This window comes from Paramicrobacterium salitolerans, assembly GCF_051513965.1.
Classification (GTDB): Bacteria; Actinomycetota; Actinomycetes; order Actinomycetales; family Microbacteriaceae; genus Paramicrobacterium.
Genome location: NZ_CP195847.1, coordinates 1,807,469 through 1,824,689 on the forward strand (window position 1 = coordinate 1,807,469; position 17,221 = coordinate 1,824,689).

Here is a 17,221-nt window from a genome sequence, read left to right on the forward strand (position 1 = left end):
GAGAGAAGATGGCGGAATACGACGTCATAGTCATCGGAGCAGGGCCGGTCGGCGAGAACGTCGCGGATTACGCGACGCGAGCGGGACTGCGGTGCGTCATCATCGAGCGAGAGCTCGTCGGCGGCGAGTGCTCCTACCGTGCCTGCATTCCCTCGAAGGCGCTTCTGCGGGCGCCCGCAGCGCGGAGCGCCGCTCAGAACGTCGAGGGTGCGGCACAGGCGGTGACAGGCCAGTTGGATGTGAGCGCGACGCTGGAGCGACGAGACGGCTTCACCGGTCGCGGTGATGACTCCGGCCAGGTCTCGTGGCTCGACGAGGCGGGCATCGACCTGATCCGCGGCGACGGGCGACTCGCCGGCGAGCGGCGCGTCGAGGTGACGACGCCGGAGGGCGTGTCAACGCTCGAGGCGGCGGCAGCCGTCGCTATCTGCACAGGATCTGCAGCGTTCGTACCTCCGATTCCCGGTCTCGACCGGAACAGGATCTGGACGAGCAGGGACGCAACCGTCACCGAACATGTTCCCGCGTCCCTCGCCATCATCGGCGGAGGAGTGGTGGCCGCCGAACTTGCAACCGCATTCACGGCGCTCGGCTCCGAGGTCACCGTCATCGCGCGCAGCGGCCTGCTCGGCGGCCACGAAGACGTCGCCGGACAGGCCGTCGCCGCGCAGCTGGAGAAGGACGGTGCGCGCGTCCTCCGCGGCGAGGTCACAGGGGCAGCGCACGAATCTGGGCAGACGACCCTCAGCCTCTCCACCGGCGAGGACGTCACTGCGGAGAGGGTGCTCGTTGCGACGGGCCGCACCTCGGGCACCGACGATCTCGGACTCGACACGGTCGGCCTGACGCCCGGCGCGTGGATTGACGTCGACGAGACAATGTGTGTGTCCGATGTGCCGGGAAACTGGCTCTACGCGGTCGGCGATGTCAACCACCGTGCGCTCCTGACTCACCAGGGCAAATACCAGGCACGCGCCGCAGCCACCGCAATCAGCACCCGTGCCCGCGGCGATGTTCCCGACACCGGACTGTGGTCGGATGCCGTCGCGACGACGGACTCCGTCGGCGCTCCAGCTGTCGTTTTCAGCAGTCCCGTCGTGGCGGCTGTCGGTCGGACCTCGCAGCAGGCTGCACGCGACGGCATCCGCACCCACGTCGTCGATCTCGACCTCGGAAGCATCGCGGGTGCTGCGCTCCACGCAGATGGCTATGCCGGTACGGTGCGAGCCGTGATCGACGTGGATCGCCGCATTCTCACGGGGATGACGATCGTCGGCGACGACGTCGAGGAGATGCTCCACGCAGCCACGATCGCGGTGGTCGGCGAAGTGTCCCTCAACCGCCTGTGGCACGCCGTTCCTGTCTTCCCCACGATGAGCGAGGTGTGGCTGCGGATACTCGAGAAGCTGCGCGCCGAGGGGGTCATGTGAGATTCGGCATCCTCACAAACTCACCGATCAGCTATCTCGGCTACCTGTATGCGACCCTCGTGGGCCTGATCTGGGGCTTCATCTGCTCAACGGGACGGGTCGAGCGTCAGGGCGGCCTGTTCGTCTTCCGCGGGATGCCTCGCTGGACGTTCGGCCGCGGAGGATCGTGCGTGGGTGCGTGCTATCTGACTCGGGATCATGTGAACCGCGAGGTGCTCGAGCACGAAGCCGTGCACAAACGCCAATGGCAGAAGTACGGGATGCTGTTCCCCGTGCTCTACGCGCTCGCGGGGTTCGACCCGTATCGGAATCGCTTCGAGATCGAAGCAGGGCTTGAGAAGGGCGGCTATCGGCAGCCTTCCCGATCACGATGAGGGTTCCGCACGCCCCACTCGCCAGTACCCCATGAACGCGACGGCCTTGCGGTCGAGGCCGATCTCAGACACGAGAAATCGACGAAGCGTCTTGACCGCACCGGCTTCTCCAGCGATCCAGGCATACATCTCGCCCGCGGCGGGTACGTCGAGCTCAGGAACGTCCCACAGGATCTCCGTGTCGACGTCGACGTCGTCCAGATGTATTGCTGTTGCGTCGGTGACCGACCTCACATGCTCGGTCACCCAGCCACGCACATTCTCGATCAGACGGACTCCGTAATCAGCGTCCGGAGTGCGTCGGGGCACCCACGTGATGGAGACACCGCTGGGGGCATCGAGCGTGACAACGTCATCTGCGGACGGGATCTCGAGGAACACCTGCCCGAGAGCATCGGCGGGAAGACTCTCGATGATCGCGCTGACGGCTGGAACGGCCGTCTCATCTCCCGCGATGAGCAGGTGCTTGGCGTCGCCCGGGTTCCAGGTCAGCCCAACGCGTCGTGCGCTGCTGCGCGAGTCCGGCCCGACGACGAGTGCGCGGTCGCCTGCCGCTGCGTGAGACGCCCACCGCGAGGCCGGTCCGGCATCGCCGTGCGCGACGAAGTCGACGTCGAGTTCGCGCTCGTCCACCCGAATCGCGCGGATCGAGTACGTGCGAAACGGATTGCGCTGGTCGTCGGGGAGCTGCCGCCAGTCGGCATACCACTCGGCACCGCCTGGGAAATGGTCGAACTGGCTGTCCGCGAGGGGAAAGACGACCTTGATTCGCTGATCGAGCCCCTCGGTTCCGAAGTTTCGGAGATCATCGCCCGTGAATGTGATCCGCACGAAATGCGGGCTGAGCCGCCGTACGCGACGCACGCGCAGGTCGAATGTGCTGAAAGCCGGACGGTCGCTCACCACGGGAGCATCGCTTGTCATCGTCACCCATCCAGTATGGTTTGGCTAGCCTAACTTATGCAAGGGGTGCGGTCCGTCCGCCGGATGTCAGTGCTCGTCGGGATCCTGCCCTGTGCGCTCCCCCGTTTCGAGGGAGGTGAGCGCCGTGCGATCCGCTGAATCCAACTCGAACCCGAAGACGTCGATGTTGGACTCGATGCGCGCAGGAGTGACCGACTTGGGAATGACGACATCGCCGCGTTGGAGGTGCCAGCGGATCACCACCTGTGCAGGGGTCACACCGTGTTTTCGAGCGATTTCCGCGAGCACAGGATCATCGAGAACCCGTCCTCGCGCAAGCGGCGACCAGGCCTCCGTGACGATCCCGTGTGCGGCGTCGTACGCTCGAACGGCGTCCTGCGGCAGCCACGGGTGCATCTCGACCTGGTTCACGGCCGGCACATGATCGCTCTCCTGGGCCAGCCGTTCGAGATGATGAGGGTGAAAGTTCGAAACGCCGATGGATCGCACGCGACCCTCATCATGGAGCTTCTCGAGAGCATGCCAGGTCTCGACGTAAAGATCGGCACTCGGCACCGGCCAGTGAATGAGGTAGAGATCGAGGTAGTCGAGCCCGAGCCGCTGCATGCTGGCGTCGAATGCGCGAAGCGTGCGGTCGTAGCCATGCTCGGTGTCCCACACCTTGGTCGTCACGAAAATGTCGTCTCGCGGCACGCCGCCTGTTCGGATGCCCTCGCCGACGCCAACCTCGTTTTTGTAGAGGGCCGCGGTGTCGATGTGCCGATACCCGGCGGCAAGCGCCGTGCGAACAGCATCCGCAGTCACGTCCTCCGGGATCTTGTAGACGCCGAACCCGATCTGCGGAATCGAGTGTCCCGAACTGAGCTCGAGTTCCGGCTGCCTCACCGTCGGCTCCTCACGCCCTCAACCCGTAGTGCTCCGGAGTGACGATGCAGTCGCCGTCGACCCCGAGGTCGTTGATGAGGTGGTCGTGCACGGTCGAAACCCCGCGGTAGTGGCCGCCGAGCCAGATATGCGGCTCGTCCGGGGTCTCGTAGAGCATCTCGTCGGCCCAGGCATTGACAGCGCGCATCATGGCTTCGCCGTTGGCACAGGCCGCTCCGGTGCCGGGGGCTCCCGTACGCGTTGAGCGCGTGAGCCAGGTGACCGTCATGCGGCTCGGGATGTCGAGCGGAACGATGTCCGCCGGCGTCGCCACCTCCACGAAGACGCGACCGCGCGCACAGTACGGGATGGCCTGCAGGGCAGCTTCGAGCTCACCGAGGGATGCTTCGTCGGCGGTCAGAAGATAGACGTGTCCGATACCGCGCGCTTCACGGCGTGCGTGCGCGCCGGTCGATCGAGTCGAAGTCTGCTTCATCACGTACTTAGTATAGCCACACCTAACTCGCTCGCGGCCTCACCGCATAGCGCCCCGCGATAGCGATGCGGTTGAACGAGTTGATGGCGACGATCACCCAGAGGAGAGCGGCGTACTGCTCGGGAGAGAACACGCTCAGAGCCTCGTCGTAGACGTCATCCGGCACCTGTCCGTCGTGCACAAGTGTCACCGCCTCCGTGAGTCGGAGCGCGACCCGCTCGCGCGGAGAGTACACGTCGGCCTCACGCCAGGCGGAGAGAACGGCGATGCGCTGCGGGTTCTCCCCCAGGTCGGTCAGCCGACGCTCGTGGACGTCGAGGCAGTACGCGCAGCCGTTGATCTGGGAGGCTCGAAACTGAACAAGCTCAAGCAGGATGCCGTCGAGGCCTGTGTCTGTCGCAATCCTGCCCGCCGTCACGGAGAGATCGCGAAGCGCCTCATACGCTTCTCTGTGGGTCCGAGACGGATGAATACGAGATGATTGAGCCATACGTCACAACACTAGTCATCTCGCTTCCCTTCCGCGACGCACGATGTGGAGGAATGTGACGATGGCGCGCACTGTTGACCCTGTTCGCCACCCGATAATGGACGCAGCACAGCTTCAGACACTCCGAGGAGCCACACATGACGACCGCATCAGCGGACGACGAGTTCCGCTTCCGCACGGAGGAAGCCCGTGAGTTCGGCATCCCCGAGCCTCTTCCTGCCATCGAACGCGACACGCTCCGAGATCGAGACGGCCGTGCGGTCAGCTTTCTCCTCCACGGCACGGGAGCGCCCGCCGTCACGCTCCTTCATGGCGCCGCTCTCAACGCGCACACCTGGGATGCGACGGCTGCCGCGCTCGGACGCACCTCGATAGCCATCGACCTCCCTGGCCATGGCTCGTCAGAGTGGCGCACCGACGCGGACTACAGGCCGCTGAGCATCGCGACGGCCGTGTGGTCCGTCCTCGAGCGGACGGGAGCGACCTGTCAGCCCATCGTCGGGCACTCGCTCGGTGGTCTCGCCGCGATCGCGCTGGCCGCGCGTCATCCGGGTGCCGTGACCGGGCTCGTCCTCGTCGACATCACACCCGACGTCGGCACTGAGCAGGCCTCTCCGATCGAGAGCTTCCTCTCTGGCCCGCAGGACTTCGCGAGTCGTGATGAGATCGTGGATTACGCCCGCTCGTTCGGGATCGGAGTCTCTCGAGAAGCGGTCGCGCGCGGCGTCGCGCTCAACACTCGCGTGCGTGATGACGGGCGCGTGGTGTTTACGCATCATCTCGCCGATCTGAGAGGCACGCTTCCCCGACTCGAGGGCGATCGCGAGGTGCTGTGGCGGATGCTTGAGGCTCTCGACGTTCCCGTGCTGCTAGTGCGTGCAGCATCCGGTTTCGTCTCCGATGAGATGGCACGAGCTCTTCTCGACCGCGTTGCGCGTGCACGCGTGGCGACGACCGAGACCGGGCACAATGTCCAGGAGGACGACCCCGTCGGCCTCGCACGCCTCATCACCCAGTTCCTCGATCAGGCCGGTATGACATCATCGACCGGCGAACAGCACACGTCAGGCGCCTGACGTCTCTCGAAAGGATCCCATCGCATGAGAACCAGATACGTCGCACTCGGCGTCGCTGCCGTGGCGGCGCTGCTGCTCAGCGGCTGCACCGGAGGCGGCGCCCCCGAGAAGTCTGGAAAGGATGCCTCGGTCTCCGTCGGCCTCGTGCTCGAGCCGACCGACCTAGATATCCGCCGCACGTCCGGAGCAGCGCTCGACCAGGTGCTCATCGACAACGTCTACGAGGGCCTGGTATCGAGGACGCAGGAGGGTGAAATCGTCGACACGATCGCATCCTCACATGAGATCAGCGATGACGGTCTCACCTACACCTTCGACATCAACCACGACATCACCTTCCACAACGGCGATGCGCTGACGGTCGAAGACGTGGTCTGGTCGCTCACTCAGGTGAAAGACGACCCCGAGCTGCGCGACCACGCTCTTCTCGAATCGGTGACGAGCATCGAAGCGACCGACGATGACACGGTCACGCTGACCCTCAGCGAGCCGGATTCGAACCTGCTGTGGAACCTCACCGGCCGGGCCGGACTGGTCCTCCAGAAGGACGATGACACTGACTTGTCGACCGCTGCGAACGGCACCGGGCCGTTCACGCTGGACGAGTGGAAGCAGGGAGATTCGATCACCCTCGCACGAAACGACGACTACTGGGGGGATGCTGCCAAGGTCGCGTCCGTCGTGTTCGTGTACATCGGCGACACGACCGCTGGTGTGAACGCCGCTCTGGCAGGTGACCTCGACGTGCTCACCGCGGTGGACCCGAACCTGCGCGAGCAGTTCGACGGCACCGAATTCGCGGTCACCGAGGGAAAGACGACCGATAAGTACACCCTCGCTTTCAATAACGCGAAGGCCCCGCTCGACGACGTCCGGGTTCGCAAGGCGCTTCGCCTCGCCGTCGACCACTCAGCCATCATCGACGCAATCGGCGGTGCCGGCGTCGAGATGGGCGGACCTATTCCGCCGCTCGACCCTGGATACGAGGATCTCACCGATGTGCGTCCGTACGAGCCGAAGATTGCGGAGAAGCTGCTGAAGGACGCCGGCGCCGAGGATCTCTCCCTCACGCTGACGGTTCCGAACATCTACGGAACGACCGTTCCGAACCTGCTCGTCTCGGCGTACAAGAAGGTCGGAGTCACGCTCAAGGTCGACTCCGTCGAATTCTCGACCTGGCTCAACGACGTGTACACGAACAAGGACTACGACCTCAGCTTCGTCGACCACCTCGAGCCGCGTGACTTCGGCAACTGGGCGAACCCCGACTACTATTTCGGCTACGACAACCCTGACGTGCAGAAGCTCTATCAGGAGTCCATCCGAGCCACCGACCCCGACGTGGCCAGTGAGAAGCTCAAGGAGGCAGCCCGCATCGTGGCAGAGGATCACGCCGCCGACTGGCTGTACAACGCTCTGACGCTGACCGCCGTCGCCGAAGGCATCACAGGCTTCCCCACCGACTCCCCCAATGCACGACTCGATCTGAGCTCTCTCGCAGTGACCACGTGATTCGATTCGTCCTGACGCGCCTCCTTCTGCTCGTCGTGGGGCTGTTCGTCGCCAGCGCGCTGATCTTCGCGACCCTCCGAGTGCTGCCCGGGGACGTCGCGCAGGTCATTGCAGGAACGGACAGCACCCCCGAGCAGGTGGAGGCTCTCCGGCAGTCCCTCGGGCTCGATCGACCGCTGCTCGTCCAATATGCAGAGTGGATCGGCGGCATCCTCCACGGAGACCTCGGCCAGTCGATGTTGACCGGTTCGTCAATCGCCCACGAGCTCATCGAGAAGGCGCAGGTGACCATCCCGCTCTCGGTGCTCTCCCTCGTGATCGCGCTGGTGATCAGCATCCCGCTCGGCATCCTCTCGGCGTTGAAACACCGGACGATCGCCGGCTCCGCGATGAGCATGGCCTCGCAGGCGATCGCCGCTGTTCCCGTCGTCTGGGCAGGGATGCTTCTCGTCGTCGTCTTCGCTGTCACTCTCGGCTGGTTTCCTCCTCAGGGCTTTCCGCGCGCCGGATGGGACGAGCCGGGCCGCGCTCTGTACTCGCTTCTGCTCCCGGCGCTCACCATCGGTGTTGTCGAGGGTGCCGTGCTCCTGCGCTTCATCCGCTCGGCAGCGCTCGAAGCGATGGGACAGGACTACGTGCGCACGGCAGCGGCGAAGGGGCTCACGCGTACGCGAGCCCTCATCACGCACGGGCTGCCGAACGTGGCGCTCACGGTCGTCTCGGTGCTCGCGTTGCAGATCGCCGGTCTCCTCGTCGGCGCCGTCATCATCGAGCAGCTCTTCAATCTCCCCGGGATCGGTCGGATGCTCGTGGCCGATGTCGGCAACCGCGACCTCATGAAGGTGCAGGGCGAGGTGCTCGTGATGACAGGGCTCGTGCTCGTCATCGGCACTCTCGTCGACATCGCCGCACGCGTCATCGATCCCCGTCAGCGGGAGTCCGCAGCATGACGGCCGCGCCCCAGAACAATCACCGACCGGGGTGGGCTCGCGCGCTGCTTCGCAGTCCCTCCGGTCTCTTCGGACTCACCACAACCGCGCTGCTCATCGTGTGCGCGGCGGTCTCTCTCGTCTGGACCCCGTTCGACCCGGTGCAGACCGATGTACTGTCGAAATGGCAGCCTCCGAGTGCCGAGCATCTGCTCGGCACCGACAACATCGGGCGCGACATCTTCAGCGTTCTGCTCGCTGGCTCTCGAGTGACGCTCCAAGTCGCCATCGGCTCCGCCGTGGTCGCCGCCGTCATCGGAATCGTGTTCTCCGCCCTCGGCTCACTGACCGCGCGCTGGTTCCGAGAGACGATCGCCGTGCTCATCGACATCCTGATCGCCTTTCCGACTCTCCTGATCGCCATGATGCTCGCGTCCGCATTCGGCGGCTCTCTTGCGGTCGTCATCGTCGCTGTCGGCATCAGCTTCGGCGTGAACGTCGGCCGAGTGAGCAGACCGGAGATCCGCCGGGTCTCCCGCTCCGAGTACGTGGTCGCTGGCACGGCATCCGGTCTCGGGCCCATTCGGAACCTCACGCGACACGTGCTCCCCAACGTGGCGCCCGTGTTCATCGTTCAGCTCTCGTGGTGCATGGCCGTCGCGGTTCTCGCCGAGACGGGGCTCTCGTATCTCGGCTACGGAGCGCCCGTCTCGATGCCGTCGTGGGGTCGCGTGCTCGCGGAGCTGCAGCGCTACATCGGCATCCACCCCCTCTCGGTCGTCTGGCCGGGCATCGCGATCACGGTCACCGTGCTCGGCTTCAACCTCCTCGGCGACGGGCTGCGCGACGCGACCGATCCGCGACTCGGACGTTCGGCGGTGATCACCGCGTGAGGCTCTCCGTCTCCGACCTGACCGTGACGATCGGCGGCCGCGCCGTCGTCGACGGTGTGTCGTTCGAAGTGCCAGACGGCTGCCGCTTCGGGGTCATCGGCGAATCCGGGTCGGGCAAGTCCATGACAGCGCTCGCACTTCTGGGTCTGCTTCCCGATCAGGCGCGTGTGTCTGGGAGCATTCGCCTGGGCGACCGTGAGCTCGTGGGGCTTCGGGACCGCGAGCTGGCGCGCATCCGAGGGTCTCAGATCGGCATGGTGTTTCAGGAGCCGCGAACCGCTCTCAACCCGATCAGAACCGTCGGTCGGCAGATCGCCGAGCCGCTCCGCATCCATCAGGGACTCTCACGCTCCGCGTGCCGATCGCGCACGCTCGAACTCGCGCGGCTCGTCGCTCTGCCCGACCCCGAGACGCTGCTCGGACGCTATCCACACCAGCTCTCCGGGGGTCAGCGTCAGCGCGTCGGCATCGCGATCGCACTCGCGGCACAGCCGAACGTTCTCATCGCCGACGAACCGACCACGGCGCTCGACGTCACGATCCAGGCGGAGATCCTCGAGGTGTTCGACCGGGTCGTCACGAAGCTCGGTGCGTCGCTCATCTTCATCACGCACGACCTCGCCGTGCTCCAGTCCGTCGTCGATGAGGCGATGGTTCTCGATCGCGGCTCCGTCGCCGAAATCGCCCCCATCGCGCAGCTGCTCGGGCGGCCGAGCTCAGCAGTGACGAGAAAGCTCGTGGATGCCGCGCGCGCGACGAGCTGGCGGAAGGAGGGTCAGTGAAAGCACCTCTTGTCCGCCTGAGCGGACTATCACGCGAATACGCGCTCCCCCGAGAGAGCGTCTTCGCGGCCCGTCAGACGACCCGTGCACTCGAGCCCACCGACCTGGAGATCGCGGAGGGCTCCTCTCTGGGCATCATCGGCGAGTCGGGGTCGGGGAAGACGACGCTCGTTCGACTCATGCTCGCACTCGACACACCGACCGCAGGGACCGTGGAGTTTGCCGGACGCAGAGTCACACCGGGACGACGCGCCGCGTGGTTCCGTCGCGAGACCGGCATCGTCTTCCAAGATCCCTACGCCTCTCTCGACCCACGGATGACCGTCGGCCGGATCGTGTCGGAACCCCTTTGGGGACTGCGCATTCCCGGTGACCACCGGGCACGCGTGCGCGAGGTCCTGGGTCAGGTTGGGCTCGACCCGGAGATGTCCGGTCGCTACCCGCACGAGTTCTCGGGCGGTCAGCGCCAGCGAATCGCACTCGCCCGCGCGATCGTGCATTCGCCGAAGCTCCTCGTCGGCGACGAGCCGGTGAGCGCTCTCGACGTGACGGTGCGGGCGCAGATCCTCGACCTGCTCCGCGGCCTCACGGACGATCTCGGGCTGACCCTGGTGCTCGTCTCGCACGACATCGGCGTTGTGCGCGACCTCTGCGAGAACGTCGCTGTCATGACGAACGGACGCGTGGTCGAAGAGGGCCCGGTCGACCGTGTGCTGTCGCAGCCGCAGCATCAGTACACGAAGCGGCTGCTCGACGCCGTCCCGCGCCTGGAACTCCCCGACGACCAGTGACCTCGAGCGCTCTCAGCTGAGACCGGGACGCCGGTTCTGCCACCGTACGCGTCTCTCCAGCTGCGCACCGAGCGCGAACAGTGTGGCCTCCCCTCCGGGCCGACCGATCAGCTGCACGCCCATCGGCAGCCCGGCATCCGTCTCGATGATGGGGAGCGTGATCGCGGGCAGCCCTGCCACGTTGACGAATGATGTGTAGGGTTCGTACGCGCACTGCAGTCGGAAGCATTCTTCAGGGTCGTCGACGTCGAACCAGCCGAGCGGCCGCGGCGTCAGCGCAAGTGTCGGGGTCAGCACTGCGTCGAAGCGGGAGAGCTGCTCGATGACGCTGCGCTCGAATGCGGTCAGCTCGGAGAGCGTCTCCAACAGCGTCCGTGCGGTGAGCTCGCGGCCGCGCGCAACCAGGTGGCGCGTCAGCGGTTCGAGACGTTCGAGCTGCTCACCGTCGAGAGGCAGGGTGGATGCCGACGCGTGCCAGACCGTCATGAACCGCTCGCCGTACCGGCCGTCGTGCCGCAGCGTGAACTCCTCGGCGCCGTGCCCCATCGCGGTGAAGAGCTCGACGGCATCCCTCACCGTTCTCGCGGCGTCAGGGTCTACGACGATCTCGAGCTCGTCGTCCCACGGTGTGTTGGTGAGGATGCCGAGCTGAAAGCGTCCCTCCCCCCGCACAGCAGCGCCGAGGAAGTCTCCGTCGTGATCGTCGGGGGCACGGAGCGCGTAATGGTGTTCGATCTGGCCGTTCCGACGCGCGATCATGGCGTCGAGAAGCAGCGCGGAATCCGAGACGGTACGCGCGATCGTGCCGCCGACAGAGAGGCCGGCGACGGAGGTGATGCCGCTCGCCGACGGAATGAGACCCCGCGTCGGCTTCATTCCGACGAGGCCGCACGCCGCTGCCGGAATGCGTACGGACCCCCCGCCGTCGCTGCCCGGTGCGAAGGGCAGCATCCTCGCGGCGACCGCGGCAGCCGCTCCCCCGCTGGATCCGCCCACACCGAGCGACCTGTTCCAGGGATTGCGCACACGCCCGGTCGCGCGGGGCTCCGTGTACCCGGAGAGACCGAACTCCGGTGTCGCCGTCTTGCCGACGCTCACAGCGCCCGCGTCGTCGAGCACCGTGACCAGTTCGTCGGATGCCTCGGCGACGACGCCCTGGAACAGCTCCGATCCGAAGCCCGTCGGCACGCCGCGTCGGTTCACAAGGTCTTTGTCCGCGAGAGGAAGTCCCCAGAGGGTACGCGTGTGAGGAAGACTCGTCTCCACCTCGTCCGCGCGTTCGAGCGCGGCATCCTCTGTGACAGTCACGAAAGCGCCGACGTCCGGGTCGACCTGCGCGATGCGCCTCAGCACGCTCGTGGTCACCTCACGCGGCGATATCTCGCGCTTGTGCAGCGTGGTCCAGAGGTCGAGAGCGGTGAGCTCATGGATGTCAGCCATATGCCGAGGCTACCGTTCGGAGGTCGATCGATGCTGGCTCGGTGGCAGGCGTCAGAGCGCCGGCTGAGTCGCGTCGACGCGCCAGTCCACCGGCGACGCGCCCTGCTGTTCGAGCAGCTCGTTCACGCGTGAGAACGGACGCGAGCCGAAGAAGCCGCGGCTGGCGGACAGCGGACTCGGGTGGGCGCTCGCGACGATAGGCGTCCCGCCGAGCATCGGCCGCAGGCTCTGCGCGTCGCGTCCCCACAGCAGTGCCACGAGCGGGCTCTTCCGTTCGACGAGCACGCGGATAGCATGCTCCGTCACGCTCTCCCAGCCCTTTCCACGGTGCGAGGCGGGAGAGCCGGGTTGCACGGTGAGCACACGGTTCAGCAGCATGACGCCGTTGCGCGTCCACGCCGTGAGGTCGCCGGTGGTTGCGGGAGGGATGCCGAGGTCGTCGTTCAGCTCTCGGTAGATGTTCTGCAGGCTGCGCGGCAGCGGCCGCACCTCCGGATCGACCGCGAACGAGAGGCCGATGGGGTGCCCCGGCGTGGGGTACGGATCCTGCCCGACGATCAGCACGCGGACGTCCGCGAGCGGCTGCTCGAAGGCACGCAGCACGTGCGCTCCACGCGGGAGATAGCCGCGTCCGGCCGCGTTCTCGGAACGGAGGAAATCACCGAGCTCGGCGATCGTTCCGGCCACGGGAGCAAGCGCTTCTGCCCACCCGGGGTCCATGGCGCCGGATGCCGCGAGCTCGGCGAGCGTCTGCGGACTCACGACTCGGCTGCCATCGTCGAGACGCTGACGCCGTGGTCGGCGGGGATCACCTGCCACACCGTGCCGGTTCCGATCACGTGGAGGCCGCCTTCCGCGACGACGAGCGCGGTGTTCTCGTCGATTGCGACGCCGCCGGACGCCATGCCAGCCTCTGTGGCCGCGATGAGTCTGCCGAGAGCGCCCCACTGAGCGGCGTGTACGTCGACCGTTACGTCGATGAGTCCGATGCCGCTGTCCAGCTCGATCTCGTCGGCGCCCTCGCCGATCATGTCGGGCGCTACCGCAACTCCGCCGATCGCATGCCCACGGACGAACGCGCGCTCGGCGGCTGCGAGAGCTCCGGCGGAGACACCGAAATACGGCATCCCTTCGGCCACGCGCCGTCGGATCTCCCCCACGATCGGTGCAAGCACGCGCAAGTATTCGACTGTCGGCCCTCCGCCGACGAACACGGCATCGATGTCCACGAGATCCGCAAGGTCCGCGTCATCGTCGCTTCCATACGACAGCGACACGGCGTCGCAGTCGCCCGCCTCTTCGAGTGCAGAGATGAGTTCATCTGCATAGATGTGCTCTTCGCCCTGATCCACCGTGATGACCGCGATTCGCGGAGCCTCAGCGTTCCGCAGCGCGGCTCGCGCTGCGGCATCCGCGATGAAAGGAGCGAGATCGACATCGCCACCGCCGCAGAGATAGATGCTCACGCGGATGCCGCCTCGTCATCGAGCGCCACGGGCGGCAGCGCCGACCAGGGGAAGGTGATCCAACGGTCGGTGCGGCGCCACACGAAGTCCGGCTCGAGCACCGTGCGGGGCTTGGAGTACAGCGTCACGGAGCGGACCTCGGCACTGTGCCGGGCGAGCAGCTCCACCACAAGCGCGAGAGTCTTGCCGGAGTCGGAGACATCGTCGACGAGCAGAACGCGCTTGCCCTTCAGGCTCGGGGCATCGAGCGCAGGCGGGAGCACGACCGGCTCAGGAAGAGTTTCCTCGATGTCCGTATAGAACTCCACGTTGATGCTGCCGCAGCTCTTCGTGCCGAGCGCGTACGCGATGGACCCGGCGAGCAGAAGGCCTCCGCGTGCGACGGCGACCACGATGTCGGGGGCATACCCCTCCGCAAGTACCTGCCGCGCAAGATCGCGAGAGGCCTCCCCGAAGTCGTCCCACGTCAGCACTTCGCGTTCATCGCTCATTTCGCACCTTCAATTCTCCTCGGATGAGCTTGTGGGGAGCCGCCTGCGCGACGGGCTTCACCGTGATCTGGTCCATGTTCACATGCGCGGGTGCGCCGAGCGCATACGCGATCGTCGCCGCGATGTCCTCCGCCGAGAGCGGATCCGGAACGTCAGCGTAGACGGCATCGGCGCGTTCCCTGTCGCCGCCGAAGCGGACAAGCGAGAACTCCTCAGTGTGCACAAGGCCCGGCGCCACGTCGATCACCCGAATCGGCTCACCGGCGAGCTCCAGCCGGAGCGCCTGAAGCAGCGCGCGCTGAGCGAACTTGGCTGCGTTGTAGCCGGCGCCATTCTCGTAGGCGGTCTGGCCGGCGATCGAGGTCACACCGAGGATGGATGCCGCGCCGCCCGGTTCGATGGAGTCGCGCAGGATCGGCAGCAGCGACGAAACGACGCGCTTCGTTCCGAGAACGTTCACGTCGTACATCCGCTGCCAGTCCGCTGGGTCGGAGTCCTCGACGCTCGCGAGACCCAGGGCTCCGCCCGCGTTGCAGACCACGGCGTCCGCGCCACCCGTCGCCGCGACGTAGTCGGCGAGCGCGTCGACGTCGTCCTGCCGCGTGACGTCCGCGGTGAAGACCTGCGCTCCGCACTCGCGTGCCAGGTTCTCGAGTCGGTCGGCACGACGGGCGACCCCGACGACATCCCATCCGTCCTCGACAAGGCGAACGGCGGTCGCCCATCCGATTCCCGAGCTCGCTCCGGTGACGACCGCGCGTTTCACTGTCATGGGACCAGCCTAGAAGACCATGGGGCGTCGCTCCACTCGCGCGCGGACCCACGCGAGCGATGCCTCCCCCTCGTCGCGCTGGAAGGCCCGCAGTGTGGGCATCGCTGGGGGCGCCGGTCGTCGTGCTCGATCGAGGAATGTCCCGGCGAGTGCGGACAGCACGGCGGTCACTGCGGCCGGCTCGGCGTCAGCGAAGATCGGATGCTCGGATGTCAGACGCTCCGCATCGACGTCGGCGCCGATCCGGCGCAGCTCGAGGAGGTAGGTGAGAGCGTCGAACCAGCGGCATCCGACACACGCCCACGGCCAGTCGGCGATACGCACCTCGCCATTCCTGTCAATGAGGATGTTGTCGTCGCGAAAGTCTCCGTGCACGAGGTGAGATCCGCGTACCGCCTCGGCTGCCTCGCTCATGCGACGCCGAAGATCGCCGTAGTTTCGCCGCGCCCATTCGGGAAGATCCTGAGCAGCGGCGTCGGCGAGGTTCTCCCAACCCCGCAGATCGGGGGCCAGCTCATCGTGGAGAGCGGGGAGCACGTCGTCCGCGTGATCCTCGGGCAGCTCCGTGAGGGCATCCAGCACGCGAGTGACGTCCGACGGTTCTGGATGCCTGCCCTCGACGTCCTCGATCACGAGCGCCAGCCAGTCGTCGTGGGCGAGCTCCGCGATGAGATCTGCTGACTTCGCGCGCCCCTGGATGCGACGCAGCACCCGCGCCTCGCGTCGGAAGAGCTCAACGGTCTCCGCATTACGCCGCGCTGAGATCGCCTTGACGAAGGCACGTCCTCCACCGCTGGTCTGAACTCGCGCCGCGACACCGGACGAGAATCCGCGGTGCTGGCCTTCGGCTGCCTGGATCTGCCCGCCGCACACCTCGCCGATCTGTTCGGCGAGCGGCTCGGGGACCTCGGACCACTGCAGCCTCGTCGTCACGCTCATCGCAACATCGTAGCGAGAGACTCGGGTCCCACTGCGAGGCACGGGGACGTCAACATGACGTCATGTTTCAGAGCCCCTTGGCCACAGGCATCCCCCGCCCTACCCTCGAAGTCAGCCACTCGTCCAACGCGACGCAACCCGAAGATAGAGGGAACACCATGACAGACGCACCCGAGAACTGGAAGTTCGAGACCCTGCAGATTCACGCGGGGGCTGCTCCCGACCCCGTCACGAAGTCCCGCGCCACGCCGATCTATCAGACGACGAGCTATGTGTTCGACAACACGGAGCACGCGAAGAACCTCTTCGCTCTCGCCGAGTTCGGCAACATCTACACGCGCATCCAGAACCCCACGCAGGATGTCGTCGAGCAGCGCGTGGCCGCTCTCGAGGGCGGCACCGGAGCCCTGCTCCTCGCCTCAGGCCAGGCCGCGTCGACCTTCTCCATCCTCAACATCGCGCAGGCCGGCGACCACGTCGTCTCCTCGTCCTCGATCTACGGCGGCACCTACAACCTGTTCAAGTACACGCTCGCGAAGCTCGGCATCGAGGTCACGTTCGTCGAAGACCAGGACGACCTCGACGAATGGCGTCGCGCCGTCCGTCCGAACACAAAGGCGTTCTTCGCCGAGACCATCGGCAACCCGCGCATCAACGTTCTCGACATCGCGGGAGTGGCCGAGGTCGCTCACAGCAATGACGTGCCGCTCATCGTCGACAACACGATCGCAACCCCATACCTCATCCGTCCGCTCGAACACGGTGCTGACATCGTGACGCACTCCGCCACGAAGTTCCTCGGCGGCCACGGCACCGTCATCGGCGGGGTCATCGTCGACGGTGGCACGTTCGAATGGTCCAAGCACGTCGACAAGTTCCCCGGTCTCACCGAGCCGGACCCGTCGTACCACGGCGCGAGCTACACCACGGTTCTCGGCGACTCGATCGCGTACATCATCAAGGCGCGCGTGCAGCTGCTCCGCGACCTCGGCTCGGCGATCGCTCCGGCGAGCGCCTGGCAGCTCATCCAGGGCATCGAGACCCTCTCGCTTCGCATCGAGCGTCACGTTCAGAATGCGCAGGAGATCGCCGAATGGCTCGAGGAGCACCCGGACATCGCGAGCGTGAACTACTCGGGCCTGCCCTCGAGCCCGTGGTACGAGAAGGCGAACACCTACGCCCCGAAGGGCGTCGGCGCCGTGCTCTCGTTCGAGCTCAAGGGAGGCGTCGACGCGGGTCGGGAGTTCGTGAACAGCCTGCAGCTCTTCTCGCACCTCGCGAACATTGGGGATGTGCGCTCGCTCGTCATTCACCCGGCATCCACGACGCACTCGCAGCTGTCGCCGGAGCAGCAGCTCACGGCGGGAGTCACGCCGGGGCTCGTGCGCCTGTCGGTCGGTCTGGAGAACCTCGACGACCTCAAGGCCGACCTCGAGCAAGCCTTCGCTGCCGCACGCCAGGTCGCGCAGGCTGCGCGCTGATCATCAGCTAGCTGATCAGACATCAGAAGAGGGGCGGATGCTGCGAGCATCCGCCCCTCTTCTCTCCATTG

The 17,221-nt window shown here is 66.3% G+C and carries 19 protein-coding genes; 9 read left to right on the plus strand and 10 right to left on the minus strand.

Going from position 1 to position 17,221, the window contains the following annotated elements; translation table 11 throughout:
- The first annotated feature begins 8 nt into the window (after positions 1–8).
- On the plus strand, positions 9–1,430 hold the full coding sequence (locus tag ACSAGD_RS08635) for a dihydrolipoyl dehydrogenase family protein (protein WP_437582318.1): 1,422 nt from the start codon (positions 9–11) through the stop codon (positions 1,428–1,430).
- Positions 1,427–1,804 (plus strand): Fe-S oxidoreductase, encoded by a 378-nt coding sequence (locus tag ACSAGD_RS08640; protein ID WP_437582319.1) that lies wholly within the window; start codon positions 1,427–1,429, stop codon positions 1,802–1,804. Before ACSAGD_RS08635 ends, ACSAGD_RS08640 begins: the two co-directional genes overlap by 4 nt.
- Here ACSAGD_RS08640 and ACSAGD_RS08645 read toward each other — a convergent pair.
- From ACSAGD_RS08645 to ACSAGD_RS08660, 4 genes are all read right to left on the minus strand, one after another.
- Positions 1,796–2,728, minus strand: coding sequence for a siderophore-interacting protein (locus ACSAGD_RS08645; protein WP_437585146.1), 933 nt, complete (start codon positions 2,726–2,728; stop codon positions 1,796–1,798). The genes ACSAGD_RS08640 and ACSAGD_RS08645 overlap by 9 nt on opposite strands.
- 66 nt (positions 2,729–2,794) lie before the next feature.
- Positions 2,795–3,613, minus strand: a complete 819-nt coding sequence (locus tag ACSAGD_RS08650) for an aldo/keto reductase (protein ID WP_437582320.1) — start codon at positions 3,611–3,613, stop codon at positions 2,795–2,797.
- 10 nt (positions 3,614–3,623) lie between these two features.
- On the minus strand, positions 3,624–4,088 hold the full coding sequence (locus ACSAGD_RS08655) for an SIP domain-containing protein (RefSeq protein WP_437585147.1): 465 nt from the start codon (positions 4,086–4,088) through the stop codon (positions 3,624–3,626).
- A 22-nt stretch (positions 4,089–4,110) separates the two neighbouring features.
- On the minus strand, positions 4,111–4,506 hold the full coding sequence (locus tag ACSAGD_RS08660; RefSeq protein ID WP_437582321.1) for a carboxymuconolactone decarboxylase family protein: 396 nt from the start codon (positions 4,504–4,506) through the stop codon (positions 4,111–4,113).
- Positions 4,507–4,715: 209 nt separating this feature from the next.
- Here ACSAGD_RS08660 and ACSAGD_RS08665 point away from each other — a divergent pair, with 209 nt between their 5' ends.
- From ACSAGD_RS08665 to ACSAGD_RS08690, 6 genes are read left to right on the plus strand one after another with little or no spacing between them, the layout of a single operon-like run.
- Complete coding sequence (locus tag ACSAGD_RS08665; RefSeq protein ID WP_437582322.1) at positions 4,716–5,654, plus strand: alpha/beta fold hydrolase; 939 nt, start codon at positions 4,716–4,718, stop codon at positions 5,652–5,654.
- Positions 5,655–5,678: 24 nt separating this feature from the next.
- Positions 5,679–7,166, plus strand: a complete 1,488-nt coding sequence (locus tag ACSAGD_RS08670) for an ABC transporter substrate-binding protein (RefSeq protein ID WP_437582323.1) — start codon at positions 5,679–5,681, stop codon at positions 7,164–7,166.
- Complete coding sequence (locus ACSAGD_RS08675) at positions 7,163–8,116, plus strand: ABC transporter permease (RefSeq protein ID WP_437582324.1); 954 nt, start codon at positions 7,163–7,165, stop codon at positions 8,114–8,116. The genes ACSAGD_RS08670 and ACSAGD_RS08675 overlap by 4 nt, the downstream gene beginning before the upstream one ends.
- On the plus strand, positions 8,113–8,988 hold the full coding sequence (locus ACSAGD_RS08680; RefSeq protein ID WP_437582325.1) for an ABC transporter permease: 876 nt from the start codon (positions 8,113–8,115) through the stop codon (positions 8,986–8,988). The genes ACSAGD_RS08675 and ACSAGD_RS08680 overlap by 4 nt, the downstream gene beginning before the upstream one ends.
- Positions 8,985–9,770 carry an ATP-binding cassette domain-containing protein gene (locus tag ACSAGD_RS08685; protein WP_437582326.1) on the plus strand — a complete coding sequence of 262 codons (786 nt, stop codon included), beginning with the start codon at positions 8,985–8,987 and terminating at the stop codon, positions 9,768–9,770. The genes ACSAGD_RS08680 and ACSAGD_RS08685 overlap by 4 nt, the downstream gene beginning before the upstream one ends.
- Positions 9,767–10,561 carry an ABC transporter ATP-binding protein gene (locus ACSAGD_RS08690; protein WP_437582327.1) on the plus strand — a complete coding sequence of 265 codons (795 nt, stop codon included), beginning with the start codon at positions 9,767–9,769 and terminating at the stop codon, positions 10,559–10,561. Before ACSAGD_RS08685 ends, ACSAGD_RS08690 begins: the two co-directional genes overlap by 4 nt.
- 12 nt (positions 10,562–10,573) lie before the next feature.
- Here ACSAGD_RS08690 and ACSAGD_RS08695 read toward each other — a convergent pair whose 3' ends face one another.
- Genes ACSAGD_RS08695 through ACSAGD_RS08720 form a run of 6 tightly spaced genes read right to left on the minus strand, consistent with a single transcriptional unit; the run spans position 10,574 to position 15,669 of the window.
- Positions 10,574–12,001: an amidase gene (locus ACSAGD_RS08695; protein WP_437582328.1), complete on the minus strand. Its 1,428-nt coding sequence runs from the start codon at positions 11,999–12,001 to the stop codon at positions 10,574–10,576.
- A gap of 51 nt (positions 12,002–12,052) precedes the next feature.
- Entirely contained in the window at positions 12,053–12,721 is a 669-nt protein-coding gene (locus ACSAGD_RS08700) for a uracil-DNA glycosylase (protein WP_437585148.1), read from the minus strand.
- A gap of 38 nt (positions 12,722–12,759) precedes the next feature.
- Complete coding sequence (locus ACSAGD_RS08705) at positions 12,760–13,467, minus strand: Type 1 glutamine amidotransferase-like domain-containing protein (protein ID WP_437582329.1); 708 nt, start codon at positions 13,465–13,467, stop codon at positions 12,760–12,762.
- Positions 13,464–13,958, minus strand: a complete 495-nt coding sequence (locus ACSAGD_RS08710; RefSeq protein WP_437582330.1) for a phosphoribosyltransferase — start codon at positions 13,956–13,958, stop codon at positions 13,464–13,466. The genes ACSAGD_RS08705 and ACSAGD_RS08710 overlap by 4 nt, the downstream gene beginning before the upstream one ends.
- The gene (locus ACSAGD_RS08715; protein WP_437582331.1) at positions 13,948–14,730 is read right to left on the minus strand and encodes an SDR family oxidoreductase; all 783 of its coding nucleotides are present in this window, start codon (positions 14,728–14,730) and stop codon (positions 13,948–13,950) included. Before ACSAGD_RS08715 ends, ACSAGD_RS08710 begins: the two co-directional genes overlap by 11 nt.
- Before the next feature lie 9 nt (positions 14,731–14,739).
- On the minus strand, positions 14,740–15,669 hold the full coding sequence (locus tag ACSAGD_RS08720; protein ID WP_437582333.1) for a phosphotransferase: 930 nt from the start codon (positions 15,667–15,669) through the stop codon (positions 14,740–14,742).
- A 158-nt stretch (positions 15,670–15,827) separates the two neighbouring features.
- Here ACSAGD_RS08720 and ACSAGD_RS08725 point away from each other — a divergent pair, with 158 nt between their 5' ends.
- Positions 15,828–17,150 (plus strand): bifunctional o-acetylhomoserine/o-acetylserine sulfhydrylase, encoded by a 1,323-nt coding sequence (locus tag ACSAGD_RS08725; RefSeq protein WP_437582334.1) that lies wholly within the window; start codon positions 15,828–15,830, stop codon positions 17,148–17,150.
- Positions 17,151–17,221 lie beyond the last annotated feature (71 nt).

Excerpts from the sequence above, each read along its gene's own strand:
- ACSAGD_RS08695 (WP_437582328.1), bottom strand. The coding sequence starts at position 12,001 with ATGGCTGACATCCATGAGCTCACCGCTCTCGACCTCTGGACCACGCTG.
- ACSAGD_RS08700 (WP_437585148.1), bottom strand. The coding sequence starts at position 12,721 with ATGGACCCCGGGTGGGCAGAAGCGCTTGCTCCCGTGGCCGGAACGATC.
- ACSAGD_RS08715 (WP_437582331.1), bottom strand. The coding sequence starts at position 14,730 with ATGACAGTGAAACGCGCGGTCGTCACCGGAGCGAGCTCGGGAATCGGA.
- ACSAGD_RS08680 (WP_437582325.1), top strand. The coding sequence starts at position 8,113 with ATGACGGCCGCGCCCCAGAACAATCACCGACCGGGGTGGGCTCGCGCG.
- ACSAGD_RS08725 (WP_437582334.1), top strand. The coding sequence starts at position 15,828 with ATGACAGACGCACCCGAGAACTGGAAGTTCGAGACCCTGCAGATTCAC.
- ACSAGD_RS08665 (WP_437582322.1), top strand. The coding sequence starts at position 4,716 with ATGACGACCGCATCAGCGGACGACGAGTTCCGCTTCCGCACGGAGGAA.
- ACSAGD_RS08655 (WP_437585147.1), bottom strand. The coding sequence starts at position 4,088 with ATGAAGCAGACTTCGACTCGATCGACCGGCGCGCACGCACGCCGTGAA.
- ACSAGD_RS08720 (WP_437582333.1), bottom strand. The coding sequence starts at position 15,669 with ATGAGCGTGACGACGAGGCTGCAGTGGTCCGAGGTCCCCGAGCCGCTC.
- ACSAGD_RS08645 (WP_437585146.1), bottom strand. The coding sequence starts at position 2,728 with ATGACAAGCGATGCTCCCGTGGTGAGCGACCGTCCGGCTTTCAGCACA.
- ACSAGD_RS08635 (WP_437582318.1), top strand. The coding sequence starts at position 9 with ATGGCGGAATACGACGTCATAGTCATCGGAGCAGGGCCGGTCGGCGAG.
- ACSAGD_RS08670 (WP_437582323.1), top strand. The coding sequence starts at position 5,679 with ATGAGAACCAGATACGTCGCACTCGGCGTCGCTGCCGTGGCGGCGCTG.
- ACSAGD_RS08710 (WP_437582330.1), bottom strand. The coding sequence starts at position 13,958 with ATGAGCGATGAACGCGAAGTGCTGACGTGGGACGACTTCGGGGAGGCC.